The organism is Hyphomonas sp. UBA3195, from assembly GCF_002366485.1.
Taxonomy (GTDB): Bacteria; Pseudomonadota; Alphaproteobacteria; order Caulobacterales; family Hyphomonadaceae; genus Hyphomonas.
Window position 1 is genome coordinate 53366 of record NZ_DEXB01000025.1, and the last position, 18661, is coordinate 72026.

At 58.7% G+C, this 18661-nt stretch carries 17 protein-coding genes; 6 read left to right on the forward strand and 11 right to left on the reverse strand.

Annotation, left to right across the window (positions count from 1 at the left end):
* Positions 1 to 8 precede the first annotated feature (8 nt).
* The 5 genes from B2344_RS08205 to B2344_RS08225 all read right to left on the reverse strand — a co-directional run bounded on the left by B2344_RS08205 (position 9) and on the right by B2344_RS08225 (position 4564).
* A complete protein-coding gene (locus B2344_RS08205; RefSeq protein WP_290482457.1) occupies positions 9 to 860 on the reverse strand; it encodes a TIGR01459 family HAD-type hydrolase in 852 nt (283 codons plus the stop codon).
* A 32-nt stretch (positions 861 to 892) separates the two neighbouring features.
* Positions 893 to 1393, reverse strand: coding sequence for a hypothetical protein (locus tag B2344_RS08210; protein ID WP_206992539.1), 501 nt, complete (start codon positions 1391 to 1393; stop codon positions 893 to 895).
* A 66-nt stretch (positions 1394 to 1459) separates the two neighbouring features.
* Complete coding sequence (locus B2344_RS08215) at positions 1460 to 2689, reverse strand: EAL domain-containing protein (protein WP_290484987.1); 1230 nt, start codon at positions 2687 to 2689, stop codon at positions 1460 to 1462.
* Positions 2690 to 2988: 299 nt separating this feature from the next.
* A complete protein-coding gene (locus B2344_RS08220) occupies positions 2989 to 3714 on the reverse strand; it encodes a hypothetical protein (protein WP_290482455.1) in 726 nt (241 codons plus the stop codon).
* 13 nt (positions 3715 to 3727) lie between these two features.
* Entirely contained in the window at positions 3728 to 4564 is an 837-nt protein-coding gene (locus B2344_RS08225) for a fumarylacetoacetate hydrolase family protein (protein ID WP_034814122.1), read from the reverse strand.
* A gap of 112 nt (positions 4565 to 4676) precedes the next feature.
* Here B2344_RS08225 and B2344_RS08230 point away from each other — a divergent pair, with 112 nt between their 5' ends.
* From B2344_RS08230 to B2344_RS08250, 5 genes are all read left to right on the forward strand, one after another.
* Positions 4677 to 6335 carry a DUF262 domain-containing protein gene (locus B2344_RS08230; protein ID WP_290479072.1) on the forward strand — a complete coding sequence of 553 codons (1659 nt, stop codon included), beginning with the start codon at positions 4677 to 4679 and terminating at the stop codon, positions 6333 to 6335.
* Positions 6336 to 6418: 83 nt separating this feature from the next.
* Positions 6419 to 7186 (forward strand): SDR family NAD(P)-dependent oxidoreductase, encoded by a 768-nt coding sequence (locus B2344_RS08235; RefSeq protein WP_290484988.1) that lies wholly within the window; start codon positions 6419 to 6421, stop codon positions 7184 to 7186.
* 3 nt (positions 7187 to 7189) lie between these two features.
* Positions 7190 to 7561, forward strand: coding sequence for a tRNA-binding protein (locus tag B2344_RS08240; protein ID WP_290482453.1), 372 nt, complete (start codon positions 7190 to 7192; stop codon positions 7559 to 7561).
* Entirely contained in the window at positions 7558 to 8037 is a 480-nt protein-coding gene (locus B2344_RS08245) for a PaaI family thioesterase (protein ID WP_290484989.1), read from the forward strand. The genes B2344_RS08240 and B2344_RS08245 overlap by 4 nt, the downstream gene beginning before the upstream one ends.
* Before the next feature lie 72 nt (positions 8038 to 8109).
* Positions 8110 to 8505 carry a hypothetical protein gene (locus B2344_RS08250; protein WP_206992532.1) on the forward strand — a complete coding sequence of 132 codons (396 nt, stop codon included), beginning with the start codon at positions 8110 to 8112 and terminating at the stop codon, positions 8503 to 8505.
* A 49-nt stretch (positions 8506 to 8554) separates the two neighbouring features.
* Here B2344_RS08250 and queA read toward each other — a convergent pair whose 3' ends face one another.
* The 6 genes from queA to ssb form a co-directional block, all read right to left on the reverse strand.
* Positions 8555 to 9613: a tRNA preQ1(34) S-adenosylmethionine ribosyltransferase-isomerase QueA gene (gene queA, locus B2344_RS08255; RefSeq protein WP_290484990.1), complete on the reverse strand. Its 1059-nt coding sequence runs from the start codon at positions 9611 to 9613 to the stop codon at positions 8555 to 8557.
* Between the two features lie 26 nt (positions 9614 to 9639).
* Entirely contained in the window at positions 9640 to 10536 is an 897-nt protein-coding gene (locus B2344_RS08260; RefSeq protein ID WP_290482451.1) for a peptidylprolyl isomerase, read from the reverse strand.
* The gene (gene coaD / locus B2344_RS08265; protein ID WP_034814135.1) at positions 10533 to 11030 is read right to left on the reverse strand and encodes a pantetheine-phosphate adenylyltransferase; all 498 of its coding nucleotides are present in this window, start codon (positions 11028 to 11030) and stop codon (positions 10533 to 10535) included. Before coaD ends, B2344_RS08260 begins: the two co-directional genes overlap by 4 nt.
* Positions 11031 to 11074: 44 nt before the next feature.
* On the reverse strand, positions 11075 to 13867 hold the full coding sequence (gene gyrA / locus B2344_RS08270; RefSeq protein WP_290482450.1) for a DNA gyrase subunit A: 2793 nt from the start codon (positions 13865 to 13867) through the stop codon (positions 11075 to 11077).
* A 132-nt stretch (positions 13868 to 13999) separates the two neighbouring features.
* The gene (gene blaOXA, locus B2344_RS08275) at positions 14000 to 14857 is read right to left on the reverse strand and encodes an OXA-1090 family carbapenem-hydrolyzing class D beta-lactamase (RefSeq protein WP_290484991.1); all 858 of its coding nucleotides are present in this window, start codon (positions 14855 to 14857) and stop codon (positions 14000 to 14002) included.
* A 4-nt stretch (positions 14858 to 14861) separates the two neighbouring features.
* Positions 14862 to 15341 (reverse strand): single-stranded DNA-binding protein, encoded by a 480-nt coding sequence (ssb, locus tag B2344_RS08280; RefSeq protein WP_034814137.1) that lies wholly within the window; start codon positions 15339 to 15341, stop codon positions 14862 to 14864.
* 243 nt (positions 15342 to 15584) lie between these two features.
* Here ssb and uvrA point away from each other — a divergent pair, with 243 nt between their 5' ends.
* Positions 15585 to 18659, forward strand: a complete 3075-nt coding sequence (gene uvrA, locus B2344_RS08285) for an excinuclease ABC subunit UvrA (RefSeq protein ID WP_290484992.1) — start codon at positions 15585 to 15587, stop codon at positions 18657 to 18659.
* Positions 18660 to 18661: the final 2 nt, after the last annotated feature.

Here is an 18661-nt window from a genome sequence, read left to right on the forward strand (position 1 = left end):
GCAGCACGTCACCATCTGAGGCCAGTCATTGCGTAGGTTGCTTCCTCGCCATAGTCCGCCAGGAGGTCTGAAACTTCTGCCTGGAAGTCTGCACCATGCTCTATCAGGCCAGTCCCGACATAGAGACCATCAAAGCCCTGAATTCGCGCACCGCGCATGTCGGTCGTGGGGCTGTCGCCAATGCACAGGACCCGTGACTTGTTTGCGGCGGCGTCACCCACACGGGAAACGGCGAGATCGTAAATCGCTGCGTGGGGCTTTCCGGGATAGATCACGGATCCGCCAAGGTCTTCATAGATTTCCGCCAGTGCGCCGGCACACCAGTGCAACTGGCCGCCGATCCGCACCTGCTTGTCCGGATTGGCACAGATCATCGGAATGTTCCGGTCGACCCCCTGTTTCAGCGTATCGGTATAATCGGAGGGATGGTCCTTGAGGGAATCGCTCAGCCCGATGCAGAGCAGAACATCGGACTCGTCCGGCTCGCCAAAGCTCAAGTTGAGCCCTTGATACAGGTACGGATCTCGCTCCCACCGCGCATTCGCGCCCATCGCCCAGAAAACCTTGTCCCGGCGCTTGGCCAGTTCTTCCCGGGTCGCATCTCCGGACGAGACGCAGTCATCATAGGCATCGGTTGGCACACCAAGCGGCAGGAAATAGTCGATCACCTGCTGCTTGGGCACCGGCGCATTCGTGATGAGACAGACTTTTCCGCCTTGCTCACGAAAGTTCACCAGCGCCACGCAAGCCTCTTCAAAGGCATCGCGGCCATTATGGATCACGCCCCAGACATCGCACAGGATGGCGTCATACTGGCCAGCAATCTCGGACAGGCCGCCCGGAAATTTCAATTGTGTCATGCATTTGGACCTAGGCTGCACCGCCAAGCCGGTCAATCGCCAAAACCGCAAGCCTCTGCCGGCAAGGGATTGAGGCGCCAGTGCACAGCCGTTGGAATGGAAATGGCATGCGCAAAAAAGCATCCCTTCAGACGGGTCATATGGCCAAACCCGTCATCAGAGATCAGGTTCGGATCATAATTGCAGGACAAGAGGTTTCCAGCGTGCTGCTCAGGGTCGCCTGTGCGCACTTCCAGGATCATGTGGTTAGAACCCGTTGCAACCATGACCATGTCTGCCTCAACCGGTCCGAATTCGCATCCGTCCAGACTGCCATAATTGCCATCCTTCAGGATGATAGCTGGTTCCAGCTCCGGCGCGATGCGCAGATCAAGCCAGACAACGCCTTCCGTCATGGCTTGCAGCGCCTCAGGCGCCTCAAATTCGATGGGGCCTGGCAAGTCCGCGTCGACGCGCTGAACGGCGCCTGACTCTGCCATAGCCGATGTCGCGAGAATTGATGCCGCAGTACCGATCTGTACGAAACGTTTCATTCTGCCACCTCCTTTACCGGAGATGACAGCTTGGAAATGGGGCATATTGAAGGTCGGGTGGCGGCCCTAGCCGAAATTCGACAGGCGCTGGACGAACTCCTGTGGCGGCGCTGTGGCTTCCATCAGGGATGACTTGATCGGGCGCGGCGCGCCGAATACGTGGCCCTGGCCGTACGGGATGTCATATTCGAGAATCTCGACAACGCTGGCCTCATCCTCGATCTTCTCGGCAATCATTGTGATGCCATAGCGCGAGAACACGGCGCTGACTTCTTCTCCATCAACGCGGCGGTTGATCGACGAGACCGGGCGCGGACCGGTTGGGTCGCGCAGCTGGTCCATCAGACTCGTGCCATTCATCTTGACGAAACGAATGCCCGCCGATTGAAGCCGTGGCAGGTCGAGGCCCAGATTATCGGCGTGGTCAATTGAGAAGCGGAAACCAAGCGCCGTCAGCTTGTCCATATTGTCCCGCATGGCGCGCGAGCGTGTCTCGAACCGGTCTGCCGTGATCTCGAAGATCACCGCGCCGGACAGGTCACGATTCTCGGTGATGAATTCCAGGAACATCGGGAAGAAGGTTGTGTCTTCCAGCGACGCCGCAGAAATATTGCAGAATACGCCGACGCGACGGTCACGCTCAGCCAGGCGACGCACGATCTGGACACACCGGAACAGCGTGAAATTGTCGATGATGCCCATCAGTTTGGCGCGGCGCGCAGCATCAAGAAATTCCGCTGGCAGAACCAGGGAACCATCCGGACGACGCAGGCGGGTGAACCCCTCGTAGAAGGACACACGACGCTGGGGCAGAGACACGATCGGCTGCAGGTGCAGGTCAACACGACCATCCTTCAGCGCGTCGCGCACATCACGCAGGACAGCATCTTCTTCCGGTGCCACGACCGCGGTGCTGGTCGTTTCCGCCAACTTGTTTTCAAAGCTCTTGGACAGCCGGTCGATCAGGCTCTCCAGCTGCTTCATCTCGGTCACGAGCGCGTCGCGGCGCTCGGTCAATTCGTGCTTGACGGTCGCCTCGACGGCATCCGTGCGCGCTTCAATGACATCAACACGTTCCGCGGAATCCCGAACGGTCCGCTCCACCCGGTCGATGCGGTCATCGATGTCCTTGGTGGCGCGTCCTGAACTGGCGAGTAGGTGAATCTGCCCCAGCAAAGCCGTAGTGATGCCACCCGCCGCAATCGACATAGGCAGGCCGACATCCGTCAGCGTGAAGACGCCGTAGCCGACGCCGCCGCCGATGGCCGCGTATAGAAGGAACAGAACAAAAGTCATTACGTCAGCACCCGATACAACCCAATAATGTTAACAGCTAGGCCCAATTGGTTAACGAATTGCGAGGAATTGGAAGAATTTGTCGACCGCGGCAATCCTGTCACAGCGCCGTTGCAAACAAGCCACAATCCCCATCAAGTCGAGCATGGCAGGCGTCGCGCATGCGGACAAGGCGATTAGTGCTGGCATCACGGGCAGCTATCGCCGGCACAATGACGCATTTGCGGTCAGATCGACTGGCACAGCCACATCTGAACCCAGATCGGAGAACTGTGGAAAAGCAGGTCTGGATCCGATTTTCAGTTAACCACCCCATCACGAAACACGAAAACCGGATCTGCTGTTGGCCAATTCGATTCGCAATCAAGCACCAGATCAATTCCATCGGTTACCGAGTCGGGCAGTTCAATGCCACAGCCCGCGATCAGCGCCGTATGGTCAACATAGTCCACAACATAGAAGGCTCGGTCCGTCCCGGTTTCGAACTTGCTGATACGCAAATCGCCGGTATCGAAAACGGTTGCCACCTGCTCACCGTCTCCAGGCAACAAAGCGAGCAGCGCCGCATCGAACCCACCGGCTGGACGGTCCTCGACATAGATCAGCGCATCGGACACCTCATAGGCGCGATTAAGCAGTCCTAGAAAGTCACCCGTGCCGGATGGACCCGCCACCGGAAGAGAAGATTCCCGCCCGGCACGCCAAGCTGCGTTTCGCATCTCGTCCAGGCCCTCAATATCCTCACCGCGCAAGGATAGAAGCATGACGGCGTCGGTATTCCGCAAACTCGCTTGCGTCATATCGAGTGTCATGCCCGCCGGCGCGCCGAATACGACCCGTTTGCCGCCCGCCAGAACATGGACGCAGGCTCCGGGCAAACTCCGCTTTGAGCAAGGCAGCACCGCAAAATCTGTCGAATGCACAGTCAAATCCACTCGTGCCGTCTCGGCATCTTTGGAAGTCACCGGATTGCATGCGGCGAGCGCAGTAGCGCATACGACAATTCCAAGAGCTCGAAATTTCATGATCGTACCCACCCTACCCGATCCGCGTGTCTCCGGGTTCGGTTACGATTTCGTTTTCGATGACACCGACCTGATCAATTTCCAGACGCACCCGGTCGCCCACCTTCAGCCACTTCGGTGGGGTGAACCCACCCCCAACACCCGCAGGCGTACCTGTGAAGATGAGGTCACCCGGCTCCAGCGTGAAGGCGGCAGTAAGATGCGCAATCTGCGCAGGAATGTCATGGATCATGTCGCGTACATGACCGGTCTGGCGCAACTCATCATTCACAAAGCTGCGCAGTTCCACCGAGGCCAGATCCTCGATTTCGTCCGGTGTCACAAGAGCCGGACCAAATGGGGCGTGGGTGTCGAACCCCTTGCCCATGATCATGGTCTGGCTCGCGCGCTGCCAGTCACGCACCGAGTAGTCACAGCCGACGCAAAAACCGGCGACGATTTCCATCGCCCGCTCACGTGGCACGTGCCGGCCATGCTTGCCGATGACAACAACCAACTCGACTTCATAGTCCAGCTGATCAGAAACCTTGGGTAGATGCACGCGGCCGAAGGGCTTGTTGGCCGATGTCGCCTGCTTGTTGAACCATTTCTGCACCTGCGGAGATTTTGTATCCACAAAACTCACACTCTCGGCGGCATGGGCGGCATAGTTCACCCCAATCCCCAAAATCTTGCGGGGGCGCTCCACCGGCGCCAGCAGATCGAGCGTTTTCAACGGAACCGGCAAAGCGTCTGATCCTGTAATTGCCAGCGCATCTTGCAGAGTTGTCGCACCTGTCGGTCGGACGCTGTCCCCGTCCAGAACTCCATAGCGAGCGGTACCATTTTCTGCGAACCGAACCAGCTTCATTGCGTTACTCTCCTGTCACACTTTTTCCGCAAACGCGTTGCAAGCCGTTCATGTGCCGTTGTGATGACACTTGGCAAGGGCTAGGCACAAAGCTTGTATAGAGGATGCCAGTATGGATCTCGGCGTACGTGCCCAGGAGAGCTCGCTCAAGAGTATTTTCGGCCCCAGCGAACGGCTCTGCATGCCGCCCTACCAGAGAAGTTACTCCTGGACGGAGCGCGAGGCTGGCGAACTCCTGACTGACCTTCTTGACGCCGCCGAAACCGGCACACCCCACTTTGTCGGGGCTGTGGTTCTGAACCGCGGCACGGAAGAAGGCTTACTGGAGATTGTCGACGGTCAGCAGCGCCTCACGACGCTGACCATCCTGCTCTCTGTCCTGCGAGACATTGAATCCGACCCGTCGAAAAGTGCGGAAATTCACGCTCTGATTGCTGACGAGGCACGCCCCATGCTGGGAGAGGCCGCGAGTTGGCGCCTGCAACTGAACCATATGGACGGCCCGTTTTTCCGCCACATGATTCAGACTCCTGGGGCCACGCTTCGGTTGGATGGCGAGTCCGGGGACAGTGACAGCCAACGTCGCATGGTCCAAAATGCCCGCACGCTCCTGAAACGCGTGAAAGCCCTGTCAGACGCAGATCGGAATGCCTTGGCAGATGTCACGATGAATCGCTGCGCGCTGGTTCGCGTGGTGGTGAACGACAAGGACCAGGGCTTCAAGGTCTTCCGTGTACTCAACACGCGCGGCAAGGAGCCGGGCGCGCACGACATCATCAAAACCGAACTGTTCCAAAGGTCTAAGTTTACGACTGAAGAAGCAAGCTTTTACTCTGAGCGCTGGGCCGAGCATGAGGCCGCTCTGGGCGGCAGCGCGTTTGACGACCTGCTTCGCCAGATCCGCTCAATCTATGACAAATCTTCAAAGGGTGAGTTGATCACCGGCTTCCTGAAAAACGTCATCCCCAAGATCACCGCACGCGGTTTCCTTGATGACGTCCTGCCCCGCTACGTAGCAGCTTACAAGATCATCACGACCGCCAATCTGGATACAGGCCCACACGCCAAACTGATCAGCGACAAGCTGAACCAGATGCGCGCGCTGGACCAGACGAGCTGGCGCGCTCCGGCGCTCAAATTTCTTGTCGAGCATGGCGTGGAACATGAGAGTGCGCCGGAATTCTTCACCAAGCTGGAGCGGCTTTCCTACATCATCATGCTGGTCCTTACGGATCGCGACCAACGCACGAAACGCTTCAACAAGGTGAACGAGAATATCGGCAACAGCCGCACGCTTTATGGCCGCGGCAGCCCTTTCAATATTACCAAGGATGAATCCCGCCGCGCCTTTGACAGGATGCTTGGTCGGTTCGCGACGTTCGGCCAGAGGCGCTCAATGGCGCTGCGCCTGAATGCGGCGCTGGACGGCGGTTTCACCATTGCCCCTCAGTCTGACGCGACGGTCGAACACGTCCTGCCCCGCAATATCAGCGAAGATAGCCACTGGATGATCACCTGGCCGGACCCGGCCAAACGACGCGAGCAGTGCGACACGCTCGGCAATTTCGTCTTGCTGACCAACAAGGTGAACCAGAAAGCCGACCGGCTCGACTATCGCGCCAAGAAGGAGGTCTATTTCAATGGTGGTGGCGGACAGGATTTTGCGCTGACACGGGATCTGGTTGATCAGGAAGCCTGGACGTCAGAAGTGGTTAGAAAACGCACAGAACGGCTCGCCGAAATCCTCATGATGGAATGGAGCCTCGCCTGATCGGCCTTTCCTAGCGTGACCCCTGTTCGAAGCGGCCTCCTGTGCTAACGAGTCTGCAACGATATACATTAGGGAGCCTCACCATGAGCTTGTTCGACCTCACCGGAAAAACTGCTGTCATCACCGGATCTTCGCGTGGCATAGGCAAGTCCATCGCCGAGCAGATGGCCGAACAAGGCGCACGCGTGGTGATCTCGTCCCGCAAGCCGGGCCCTTGCCAGGAGGTGGCTGACGCGTTGAACGCCAAGCATGGCGATGGGACGGCGATTGCGATCCCAGCCAATATTTCTTCGAAGGATGACCTGAAGAATCTGACCGAGAAAACACGGGCCGAATTCGGCCAGATCGACATTCTCGTCTGCAATGCGGCGTCGAACCCGTATTATGGCCCGCTGGAAGAGATCGATGACGAATCCTTTGAGAAGATCTTGTCCAACAACATCATCTCAAACCACTGGCTGATCCAGTTGGTCGCGCCTGAAATGAAAGAGCGCAAGGATGGCGCCATCGTCATCATCTCGTCGATCGGCGGCCTGAAAGGCTCAAGTACGATTGGCGCATACAATATTTCCAAGGCTGCCGACTTCCAGCTGGCCCGCAATTACGCACTCGAGCTCGGCCCTCACAATATTAGGGTGAACTGTGTCGCACCAGGCCTGATTAAGACAGATTTCGCCCGGGCCCTGTGGGAGAACCCCGAAATGGCGGCACGCGTAGAAAAAGGTACGCCCATGCGTCGCATCGGCGATCCGGAAGATATTGCCGGCGCCGCTGTCTTTCTCGCGTCCAAGGCGGGCGCCTACATGGCCGGCCAGATGGTGGTCGTGGACGGCGGGTCCGTGATCGTTTGATCCGTGCATCTTACAGACTCTCCTGAATCTGGCCCCGTCGACGAAACCAGTTTCGATACGTTTCGCCAGATCGACATTCGCGTCGGAACCATTATTGAGGCCGCGCCGTTGGAAGGCGCGCGCAAGCCTTCCATCCGTCTTCTGATCGATTTCGGACCGGGCGTCGGCAAAAAGAAATCGTCGGCGCAAATAACCGAACATTATTCCCCCGAACAACTGGTTGGGCGACAAGTCGCGGCCGTGGTCAATTTTCCACCGCGCCAGATCGGCAAATTCATGTCTGAAGTCCTTACACTGGGATTTCCGGACACGGATGACCGAATCGTCTTGTTCGCTCCAGATCATCCAGTCCCCAATGGCGCGAGACTCGCATGACAGAACGCACGCTTTCCACCCAAGCCAAAACCTTCCTCAGCAATTTGCAGGATGGCACATGGCAACCTCCGATCGGCCTCAAGAATCTCGGCATTCGCCCGGACCTCTGGCTGATGGAATTCGACTATGGCTATACGCGCTACGAATGGCCGAATACGGGCGACCGCGATATCAGTGAGAACCGCGCCTTCGGCGGTTGGGTAGCTGGCTTTTCAGACCATATCGTATCCATCACCATGGCAAGCGCGCTGGCCGAAGGCGAATGGTTCACGACAATGGAATTGCAGACCCGCATTCTACGCCCTGTCGGCCACGGCCTGATCACGATCGAAGGCCGACTTGTGAGTCGCGGTCGCACGACTGGGCTCGTCGAAGCCGAGTGGAAAGATACCAATGGACGCCTGTTGGCAAAGATCACCGCCGCCAAGGCCATCCGGACGCGCGACGAGCTGGGCCAGCCTGCCATCTCGAAATAAGGCAATATCAGGACATCAGGAACCTGAGCATTAGCGCTCCGTTTATAGCATAAGCTATTGAAGGAGCTGACCATGATGAAGTCATTGAAATATGTTGCCGCAGCTGGCGCCCTAGGCGCTGCAACCGCACTCGCCACATCTCCCGCATACGCTCAACTCGGCATCGGCGTAGGGGTAGACACCGATGTGGACGTCGGGGTCGGGGTAAGAACCGCTGATCCTCATCCGCGTCATCGACACGAAACATATGTTTACGATGGTTACGAGTCCGGTCATTGGCACACGCGCCATGAGATACGTCGTGAGCACCGCTGGAACGCGCGCTATAAAGGTTATGACTGCTACGAATCGTTCCAATATACTTGGGAAGACGGCGAGCGCGTTCGCTATGACACCACGTTCTGCTACAATGACAATGGCCGCAAGTATGAACCCGATGGCGTTCGTGCAACCGTGAAAGTGCGCTAGCAACTCGATGAACTGACCGTCAAATCCCCGTGCTTGAGGCGCGGGGATTTTACGTTGGGAGCAACAGGCATGCGTCGCCATACGAGTAGAAATGGTACTCGCTGGCAATAGCGTGCGCATAAGCCGCCTGCATGATCTCCGTCCCCATAAGGGCGCAGACCAGCATGAACAGGCTGGAGCCCGGAAGGTGGAAATTCGTCACGAGGGCGTCTGTTGCGCGAACGGCATCGCCCGGCTTCAGGAAGATATCCGTAGGGCCGGTTGCCGCGTGCAGGATACCATCCGTATCAACACAACTCTCCAGTGTGCGCATAGCCGTTGTGCCGACTGGCACTACACGGTGTCCACCGGCCCGCGCTGTGTTCAGCTTGGCCGCCACCTCCGGCGTCAGGCGTCGCCATTCCTCATGCAGCCGATTCGCTTCAAGCTGCGCCGCTTCCAGGGGTTTGAACGTGCCGAGTCCAACATGGAGGCGGACGGTCTCTCGCACAATGCCAGCCGCATCGATGTCAGCCAACAAGCGCGGTGTGAAGTGCAAACCGGCTGTAGGAGCGGCAACGGAAGCTGCATCCTCGCCAGCAAACCTGGTCTGATAAGTTTCCCGGTCCAAGGCATCCGCCGGGCGACGACGCGCGATGTAAGGCGGCAATGGCATCGCGCCATGGGCATCGAGTGCATCGGTCAACTCATCGCCCGCCAGCGAGAAGCACAATTCTATTTCGCCGCCTTCATGACGACCAGTGATCTCAGCGGAAAAGCCTTCGGCAAAGATAATCGTGTCGCTTTCTTTCAGCCGACGACCCGGCCTTGCGAGTGCGCGCCAGCGCCGCGCATCCATCCGCTCGGTCAGATTGACATCGCACGCCACGTCCTGCCCAGACTCATCACGCGCCGGACGGACGCCGGTCAATGCAGCTGGCAGCACACGCGTGTCATTGAACACCATGACATCACCAGCCGACAGGTAGCGCGGCAGGTCACGTACAGTCGCATCTTCCAACCGCCCATCGCCATGCACCACCAGCAGACGCGCAGAATCCTGCGGATCAGCCGGGCGCAGCGCAATCAAGTGCTCCGGCAGGTCAAACTCGAATTCGGACAAGTCCATGCGGCGATGCCCCGACCAGAAAGTCTCTAGTCTTCAACGACCGTTGGAACGGGCGGCAGGCTACAAACATGCGGACGGCCGGGCCCGGTGATCAGGTCGGCAAACAGATCACTGTCCGTGCGCATGACCCAAGCCTGGGGGCGCTCACCTTCCGGCAGGTCAGCCGCTATGGCGGCCGATTCCAACGTGTCCGGATTCGTGACCACTCCATCAGTGCCATCCGGACCTTTCTTGATCGACATGACCACATCCTGCCCGTCAAGCACACGGCCCCAAGCGGTGTACTGCTTGTCGAGATGTTCGGTATGTCCACGCATCAGGAAGAATTGCGAATTGCCGGAGTTCACATCATTGCCAAGGCGCGCAGTAGACACCACGCCCGCGCAATGCGGGATCCAGCTTTCGATGGTTTCGTTCCCGAGGTCTTGAGCCAGCCAAAGCGGGCGGGTCGCGATCGGAAAGCCGTTGATATAGCCATTGTCTGCGTCGTCGCGCTCACCAATCGCATAATCCAGCGGCATCTCCTCCGGATTGCGGCGGAACGTGAATTCAGCTTCGATGCCCGGCAGGCCAGAGCCCACACCATTGATGGCGCGAATGTCGCCACCCTGTGCCATGAAACCTTCGATCACGCGATGGAACTTGGTGCCCGCATAATCGCCAGACCGGATAATGGTGGAGAACTGCTCGAAATGCTTGGGAGCAACTTCCGGGAACGCTTCGATCAGAATGCGCCCCTTGTTGGTATTGAAAATGAACAGACGCTCTGGGTCAACGGCACGCCAGCTGGCCGTATCGGCCTTGGCGTCTTCAACCGTATAAGTTGCCGGGGCGTCTTCCGCTGGCGCTGCGCTTTCTGTGGTATCGGCCGTGGCTGTCAGGGCGATGGCGGAAGCGGCAAGCGCGAAAGCGGCAAACTTCATTTTTCATACTTCTCCAGCAGGGCCCGTTTTACGTCGGGCGTTACAAACGGCGTGATATCTCCGCCCAGGCTCGCGATTTCCTTCACGAGCCGAGAGGCCACGGCCTGATGCCTAACATCGGCCATCAGAAACACGGTTTCAATGTCGGGATTCAGTTGCTCGTTCATCGCGGTCATCTGGAATTCGTATTCGAAATCCTGAACCGCGCGCAGGCCGCGCACGATAATGTGTGCTTCACAAGCCTCGGCGAACTTCATGAGCAATCCATGCATCGGCATGACCTTAATATCGGCCAGGCCCGGTCCGTTCATTTTGGCGCACTCCGACCGCACCATGTCGACCCGCTCCTGTAGCGGGAACAGGGGTTTCTTGGCTTCATTGATCGCCACGCCGATGATCAGCGTGTCCACCAGCTTGCGGGCGCGGCCAATGATATCAAGATGGCCGTTCGTCGGCGGGTCGAATGTTCCTGGATATAGTCCAACGCGATGCAAAAGCCTGTCCTCCCCGCCTTTCAGGTCCGATTTACGTACGGGATTTAGTCTCCCGCATCTTCGGCATCATCCATAGCGGTTTCAGCGTCTTCCACAAGCCGTGCGACAGAAACCACGCGTTCGCCTTCGGCTGTGCGGAGCACCCAGACGCCCCCCGTCGACCGACCGGCGATGCGGATCTGCTCAACAGGCGTGCGGATCAGCTGGCCTGCATTGGTGACCAGCATGACCTGATCGCCGTCGCCCACCGTGAAGGATTGCGCAACCTGTTTGACCGGCCCCTGCTTCTTGTCGCGTCCCCAGATATTCTGGGCGACAAGGCCTTTGCCGCCGCGCCCGGTGACACGGTAGTCATAGGCCGACGAGCGCTTGCCCATGCCGTCATCGGCAATGGTCAGGATGAATTCCTCGGCGGCGCCGAGTTCGGCAATGCGTTCAGCGCTCAAGGCAGCCTCGTCGACGGCTTCTTCGCCATCATCGTCCGAGACTTCCTCTTCCTCGCCCGTCGCAGCGCGGCGCATCGCGGCGGCATGCTTCAGATAGCCGCGCGCTTCTTCCGACGTAACGTCCATATGACGCAGGATGCCCATTGAGATCACTTCATCTCCTTCACCCAGACGGATGCCCCGGACACCGGTCGAATTGCGCCCCGCAAAGACACGCACATCCGGAACGGCAAAGCGGATACACTGGCCAAGCGCTGTGGTCAGCAGGATATCGTCCTTCTCGGAACAGATCTTCACTGACACGATGCCGTCATCATCTTCCAGTTTCATCGCGATCTTGCCGTTGCGGTTCACGCGAGTGAAATCTGACAACTTGTTACGGCGGACCGTGCCGGTCTTCGTCGCGAACATGACGTCCAGCTCATTGCGGGACTCATCGTCCTCCGGCAGCGGCATGACGCTTTCGATACGCTCATCGGCGGCCAGTGGGAAGATATTGACCAGCGCCTTGCCGCGCGAGTTCGGCCCACCAATCGGCAAGCGCCAGACCTTCTCCTTGTAGACCATGCCGGCCGAGGAGAAGAAGAGGACTTCAGTATGCGTGGTCGCCGAGAACACGTTCACGACGAAGTCCTCGTCCTTCATGTTCATGCCCGAGCGGCCCTTGCCGCCCCGATGCTGCGTACGATAGGTCGAGAGCGGGGTGCGCTTGACGTAGCCGCCATGCGTCACGGCCACGACCATGTCTTCGACCTCGATCAGGTCTTCGTCTTCCATGTCGATGCCGCCAAAGGCGAATTCCGACCGACGTGGAACAGCGAATTTCTCTTTAACTTCAGAGAGCTCGCCCTTGATGATGTCCAGAACGCGCTGGCGCGACCGCAGGATGCTGAGGAATTCCTCGATCTTCTCGGACAGACCCTTGGCTTCATTGCCAATCTCGTCACGGCCGAGGCCCGTCAGACGGGACAGCTGCAGCGCAAGAATGGAGCGCGCTTGCTCATCGGACAGATAGATCGTGTCGCCGTCGCCCTTGCGGGTCCGGCGGTCCGCGATCAGATCCAGCAGCGGGCCCATATCCATGATCGGCCAAGCTTTCTCGAGCAGAGCTTCGCGGGCTGCATTCGGATCGGGCGAATAGCGTATGATGCGAATGACTTCGTCTATGTTGGCCACGGCCATGGCCAGGCCGACAAGGACGTGGGCGCGGTCGCGTGCCTTGTTCAATTCGTGCTTGGTGCGGCGAACCACGACTTCCTGACGGAAAGCCACAAAGCAATCGAGCACTTTGCGCAGGTTCATCAGCTCCGGGCGACCACCATTCAGGGCCAGCATGTTGACGCCAAAACTGGTTTGCATCTGGCTGAAACGGAAGAGCTGGTTCAGCACCACTTCTGCACTCGCATCCTTTTTCAGTTCGACCACAACACGAATGCCGTTCCGGTCGGATTCGTCCCGCAGGTCAGCGATGCCTTCGATGCGCTTGTCACGCACGAGTTCCGCGATCTTTGTAATCATCGCGGCCTTGTTCACTTGATAGGGAATTTCGGTCACGATAATGGCCTGACGGCCATTCTTGGCTTCTTCGATATCGGTCTTGGCGCGCATGATCACGCTGCCGCGGCCGGTGGTCATCGCCTTGCGGCTGCCGGACATGCCCATGATCTGGCCGCCGGTCGGAAAGTCAGGACCGGGGACGATTTCGAGCAGGGCGTCTTCATCCAGCGTCGGGTCTTCGATGATTGCCAGTGTCGCGTCGATCACTTCGCCCAGATTGTGCGGCGGGATATTCGTCGCCATACCGACCGCGATGCCGCCAGCACCATTGACCAGCAGATTCGGATACTGCGCCGGCAGGACAATCGGCTCTTTCTGGGATCCGTCGTAATTGTCCTGGAAGTCGACCGTATCCTTGTCGATATCGGCGAGCAGATAGGTCGCCTCCTTCGTCATGCGGCTTTCGGTATAACGCATGGCGGCTGGTGGATCATTGTCGATCGAGCCGAAATTGCCCTGACCGTCTACGAGCGTCACGCCCATCGAGAATGGTTGGGCCATGCGCACCAGCGCGTCATAGATCGCAGAGTCACCGTGCGGGTGGTAGTTACCCATCACCGCGCCGACGATATTTGCAGATTTCTTGTACGGCTTGCTGGGCGTATTGCCGCCCTCGTTCATCGCATAGAGAATGCGGCGATGAACAGGTTTCAGACCATCCCGCACATCCGGTAGTGCCCGACTCACGATGACGCTCATCGCATAGTCGAGATAGGAGCTTTTCAGCTCGGATTCGATAGAAATCAGCTCAATGCCGTCCGGAAGGGGCGCGCTGCCCTCACCGCCATTTTCTGGCGTTTCCGGGTCGTCTGGCGGAGTTGTGTCGTCGCTCATGGAGAATTCGTCCTGGCTACGGTGAAATTAACGGGAATCACCTGTTCCGATACAGGAACATGTCTAGCATCCCGCCATGATTGAAACAAATGCGACAGGGCCAAAATAGCAGTAAATACGGGCGAAATCGCCCTAAAACGGGGTCTCGGAAGCAGGGCTCAGCGCCCCGATGGTTTCGAGCGCTTTGCGGACCGCCTCTCTGCGCGTTTTCAGTGCCGGATTTTCAGCGTTCATGTCCAGATTGAACGCGAATGTATATGTACCCGGAGCGCCACCTTCGGTCTGTTCCAGCCAGCCAACATACCAGCCGATATCCGTTTCACCGGATACACTCTTCCAACCCGTCTTGGCATGGATCGACCAGCCATCACCCTCCTCGGCGAGCATCATCGGAATCGCCTGCTCATAGGTCCGCGCCGAAAGCGGCAAAGTGCGGGCAGACAGTTTCGCGAGAAACACGACTTGCTCCCGCGCGGAGGTCTTCAGCGGGCCCTTCAGCCAATAGGTCTGAATATCATCCTCGGTGCCCGTGTCAGCGTTCCCATAGCCAAAGCGCGCGAGCCAAGTGCTCAGCGCGACATTGCCGATACGCGGCGTGACCGTCTGGTAAATCCACACCGTGGAACGCTGGAAGGCCGAAGCGAAATCCTGACTTTCATTCCACACCGGCAAGAACCGCGTCTCACCATCCCACTCAAACCATTCATCGGGGCCGCTGACAGCGCCTGTCTCCAAGGCAATCAGCGTGTGCGGGATCTTGGAGGTCGATGCGGCCACGAAACGCTCAGATGGCCGCTCACCGCTGGTGGTCCATGTTCGACTGTCTTCAAGCCGGTAGACGACGAGCGCCGCTGTATCCGGCGTCAGGGATTCGCTGGCAAGGACAGAATCAAGATTTCCGACCGGGACGATCGGCGGAGACTGGCATGCGCCCAGTAAGGCGACCACAGTCGCCGCCAACCAGTGCCCAGGATGCCAGCCTGCCCGCATAGCGCTAGAACGGGATCTCGTCGTCGAGGTCCTGGCTGAAACTTTCCTGCGGGCCGCTCATCTGGCGCGGCGCGCCGGCCTGCCCCTGATAGCCGCCGAAATCATTGCCGGACGACCGGCCACCGCCTTCATTACGGCTGTCCAGCATGGTCAGCGTGGAATTGAAGCCGCGCAGCACGACTTCAGTCGTGTAGCGATCCTGGCCATCCTTGTCCTGCCATTTGCGGGTCTCGAGTTGGCCCTCGATATAGAGCTTGGAGCCCTTTTTGATATAATTCTGGACAACGCGGACAAGGCCTTCGCTGAAAACCGAAACGCGATGCCATTCGGTCTTTTCCTTGCGTTCGCCCGTATTCTTGTCCTTCCACGTCTCGGACGTGGCGAGCGAGAAGCTGGCGACCTGGCCGCCATTCTGGAACTGGCGGACTTCCGGGTCCTGTCCAACATTTCCGACAAGAATGACCTTGTTCACTGATCCTGCCATGGTTCCAACTCCGCTCCGGTCTGTTTCGCTTTCGATTCGAATCCGCTTTTACTCTGCTCAAGGCGGTGTGTCGCCCGCTGCGGTGAAAATTCCCCCCGCCTTCGGCATGAAAAAGCAGCGCCCGCTGTATGTTCACATTTTGTTCTTGTCGTCAAGCTGGACTCAAGGCACACATAGGACCTAGCAGATATTTAGTCCCGTTTCGCTGGCGAAACGAGCATCAATCCAGCAGAGAGCCCGTCAATGGCAGAGTCTCCCTTCATCCGCGTGCGCGGCGCCAAGGAACACAATCTCAAGAATGTCGACGTGGATATCCCCCGCGGCGAGCTGGTCGTGATGACCGGCCTCTCTGGATCAGGCAAATCCTCGCTGGCATTCGACACGATCTATGCCGAAGGCCAGCGCCGTTATGTCGAGAGCCTTTCGGCCTATGCGCGCCAGTTCCTGGAGCTGATGCAGAAGCCGGATGTAGAGAGCATTGAGGGCCTGTCGCCCGCTATCTCGATTGAGCAGAAGACGACCAGCCGGAACCCGCGCTCGACTGTTGGTACGGTCACCGAGATTTACGACTACATGCGCCTGCTGTGGGCACGCGTCGGCATCCCTTATTCGCCAGCCACCGGCCTGCCCATCGAGAGCCAGACCGTCAGCCAGATGGTCGACCGCACAATGGAACTGCCCGAAGGCACGCGGCTCTACCTGCTGGCGCCTATCGTCCGTGGCCGGAAAGGGGAGTACCGCAAGGAATTCGCCGAATTGCTCAAGAATGGCTACCAGCGGGTCAAGGTCGACGGCGAGTTTCACGAACTGGAAAACCCGCCCAAACTGGACAAGAAATTCAAGCATGACATCGACGTCGTGGTCGACCGGATCGTCGTGCGCGAGGGCATGGAACAGCGCCTCGCCGAAAGTTTCGAGACGGCGATCGGACTCGCCAATGGCATCGCTATCGGCGAATATGCCGATCTCGAAGACGGCGAGACCGAGCCGAAGCGCATCACCTACAGCGCCAATTTCGCCTGCCCGGTCTCCGGCTTCACAATCCCTGAAATCGAACCCCGCCTCTTCTCGTTCAACAATCCCTTCGGGGCCTGCCCGACCTGTGACGGCCTCGGACAGCAATTGAAGGTGGATGCCGGACTGGTTGTTCCGGACAAGGATCTTGACCTGCTGAACGGTGCGATCGCGCCCTGGGCCAAATCGACCTCACCCTACCAGACCCAGACTCTGCAGGCCTTGTCGGCGCACTACCGATTTGACCTGAAGAAGCCCTGGAACAAATTGTCGGAGGACATCCACCAGATGATCCTGTTCGGCACGGGCGAAGAAGAAATCAATTTTGTCTACGATGACGGCATGCGCCGTTATGAGGTGAAGAAGACGTTCGAAGGCGTCATCCCGAACCTTGAGCGCCGCTATCGCGAAACCGACAGCCAATGGGTGCGTGACGAGATCGCGAAATTTCAGGCAGCCGCACCCTGCCCGGCCTGCGGTGGCAAGCGTCTGAAACCTGAAGCGCTGGCGGTGAAGATCGACAGTCTCGACATTTCCGACGCCTCGGTCTTCTCGATCAAGCAGGCACATGACTGGTTCGCTGCCGTTCACAAGTCGCTGACGAAACAGCAGAATGAGATCGCCGGACGCATCCTGAAGGAAATCAATGACCGGCTCGACTTCCTCAATGATGTCGGCCTGGAATACCTCACGCTCAGCCGCGCCTCGGGCACGCTGTCTGGCGGGGAGAGCCAACGCATCCGGCTCGCCAGCCAGATCGGCTCCGGCCTGACCGGCGTGCTCTACGTGCTGGACGAGCCGAGCATTGGCCTGCACCAGCGCGACAATGATCGCCTGCTGGAAACGCTGAAACGCCTACGTGACCTTGGAAACTCCGTGATCGTCGTGGAACATGACGAGGATGCTATCCTGACCGCTGACCATGTTATCGACATGGGACCGGCCGCAGGTGTGCATGGCGGCCAGATCATTGCCGAGGGCACGCCCGATGAGGTGATGGCCAGTCCGAAAAGCCTGACAGCAGACTATCTGAACGGCACCAAGGAAATCCCGATTCCGACGCGCCGTCCGGTCGAGAAAGCCAAGCGCAAGGTGACCCTGAAGGGGGCCACCGGCAACAATCTGAAAAATGTCGACGCCACGATCCCGCTTGGCAGCTTCACCTGCATCACGGGCGTCTCCGGCGGCGGCAAATCCACGTTGATCATCGAAACGCTCTACAAAGCACTGGCTCGCAAGCTGAACGGCGCGTCCAGCCCGCCACAGCCGTACCAAAGCCTTGAAGGCCTGCAGCATCTCGACAAGGTCATCGACATTGACCAGAGCCCGATTGGCCGTACACCGCGCTCTAACCCGGCCACTTATACCGGTGCCTTCGGCCCGATCCGCGACTGGTTTGCCGGACTGCCCGAGGCCAAGGCGCGCGGCTACGCACCTGGCCGGTTCAGCTTCAACGTGAAGGGTGGGCGTTGTGAAGCCTGTCAGGGCGACGGCGTCATCAAGATTGAGATGCATTTCCTGCCAGACGTCTATGTCACGTGCGAAACCTGCAAGGGCAAGCGCTACAATCGCGAGACGCTGGAAGTCCTGTTCAAGGGCAAGTCGATTGCCGACGTGCTGGACATGACCGTGGAAGACGCCGCGAAATTCTTCTCCGCCGTGCCTGCGATTTCGACCAAGCTCGACACGTTGAACCAGGTCGGCCTTGGCTATGTGAAAGTCGGCCAGCAGGCGACGACTTTGTCGGGCGGCGAAGCCCAGCGGGTGAAGCTCGCCAAGGAACTCTCCAAGCGCGCCACCGGCAAGACGCTCTACATTCTCGACGAACCGACGACCGGCCTGCATTTCGAGGACGTTCGCAAGCTTCTCGAAGTGCTGCACTCCCTCGTCGACACCGGCAACACGGTCGTCGTGATCGAGCACAATCTGGATGTGGTGAAAACGGCGGACTGGGTGCTGGACCTCGGTCCTGAAGGCGGCGATGGCGGCGGCGAACTCGTCGCTTATGGCACACCGGAAGATATTGCTGCCTGCACCGACAGTTGGACCGGTAAACACCTCGCCGAGACGTTCCGACGTCAGGACGAGCGCCGCGCCGCGCGCAACAAGCGATTGCGAGCCGAAGGCACGAGCAAGGCAAAGCCTGCCGCCAAACCGAAAAAGGCCGCCGCAAAGGCGCCTACGAAAGCCAAAGCTGCAGCTAGGCCGAAGGCCAAGGCCCCTGCAAAGGCCGCAACCAAGGCAACGCCAAAAGCCAAGAGCCCGGCAAAGCGGAAATCCCGCACGCCGAGCCCTGCCAAGTAATC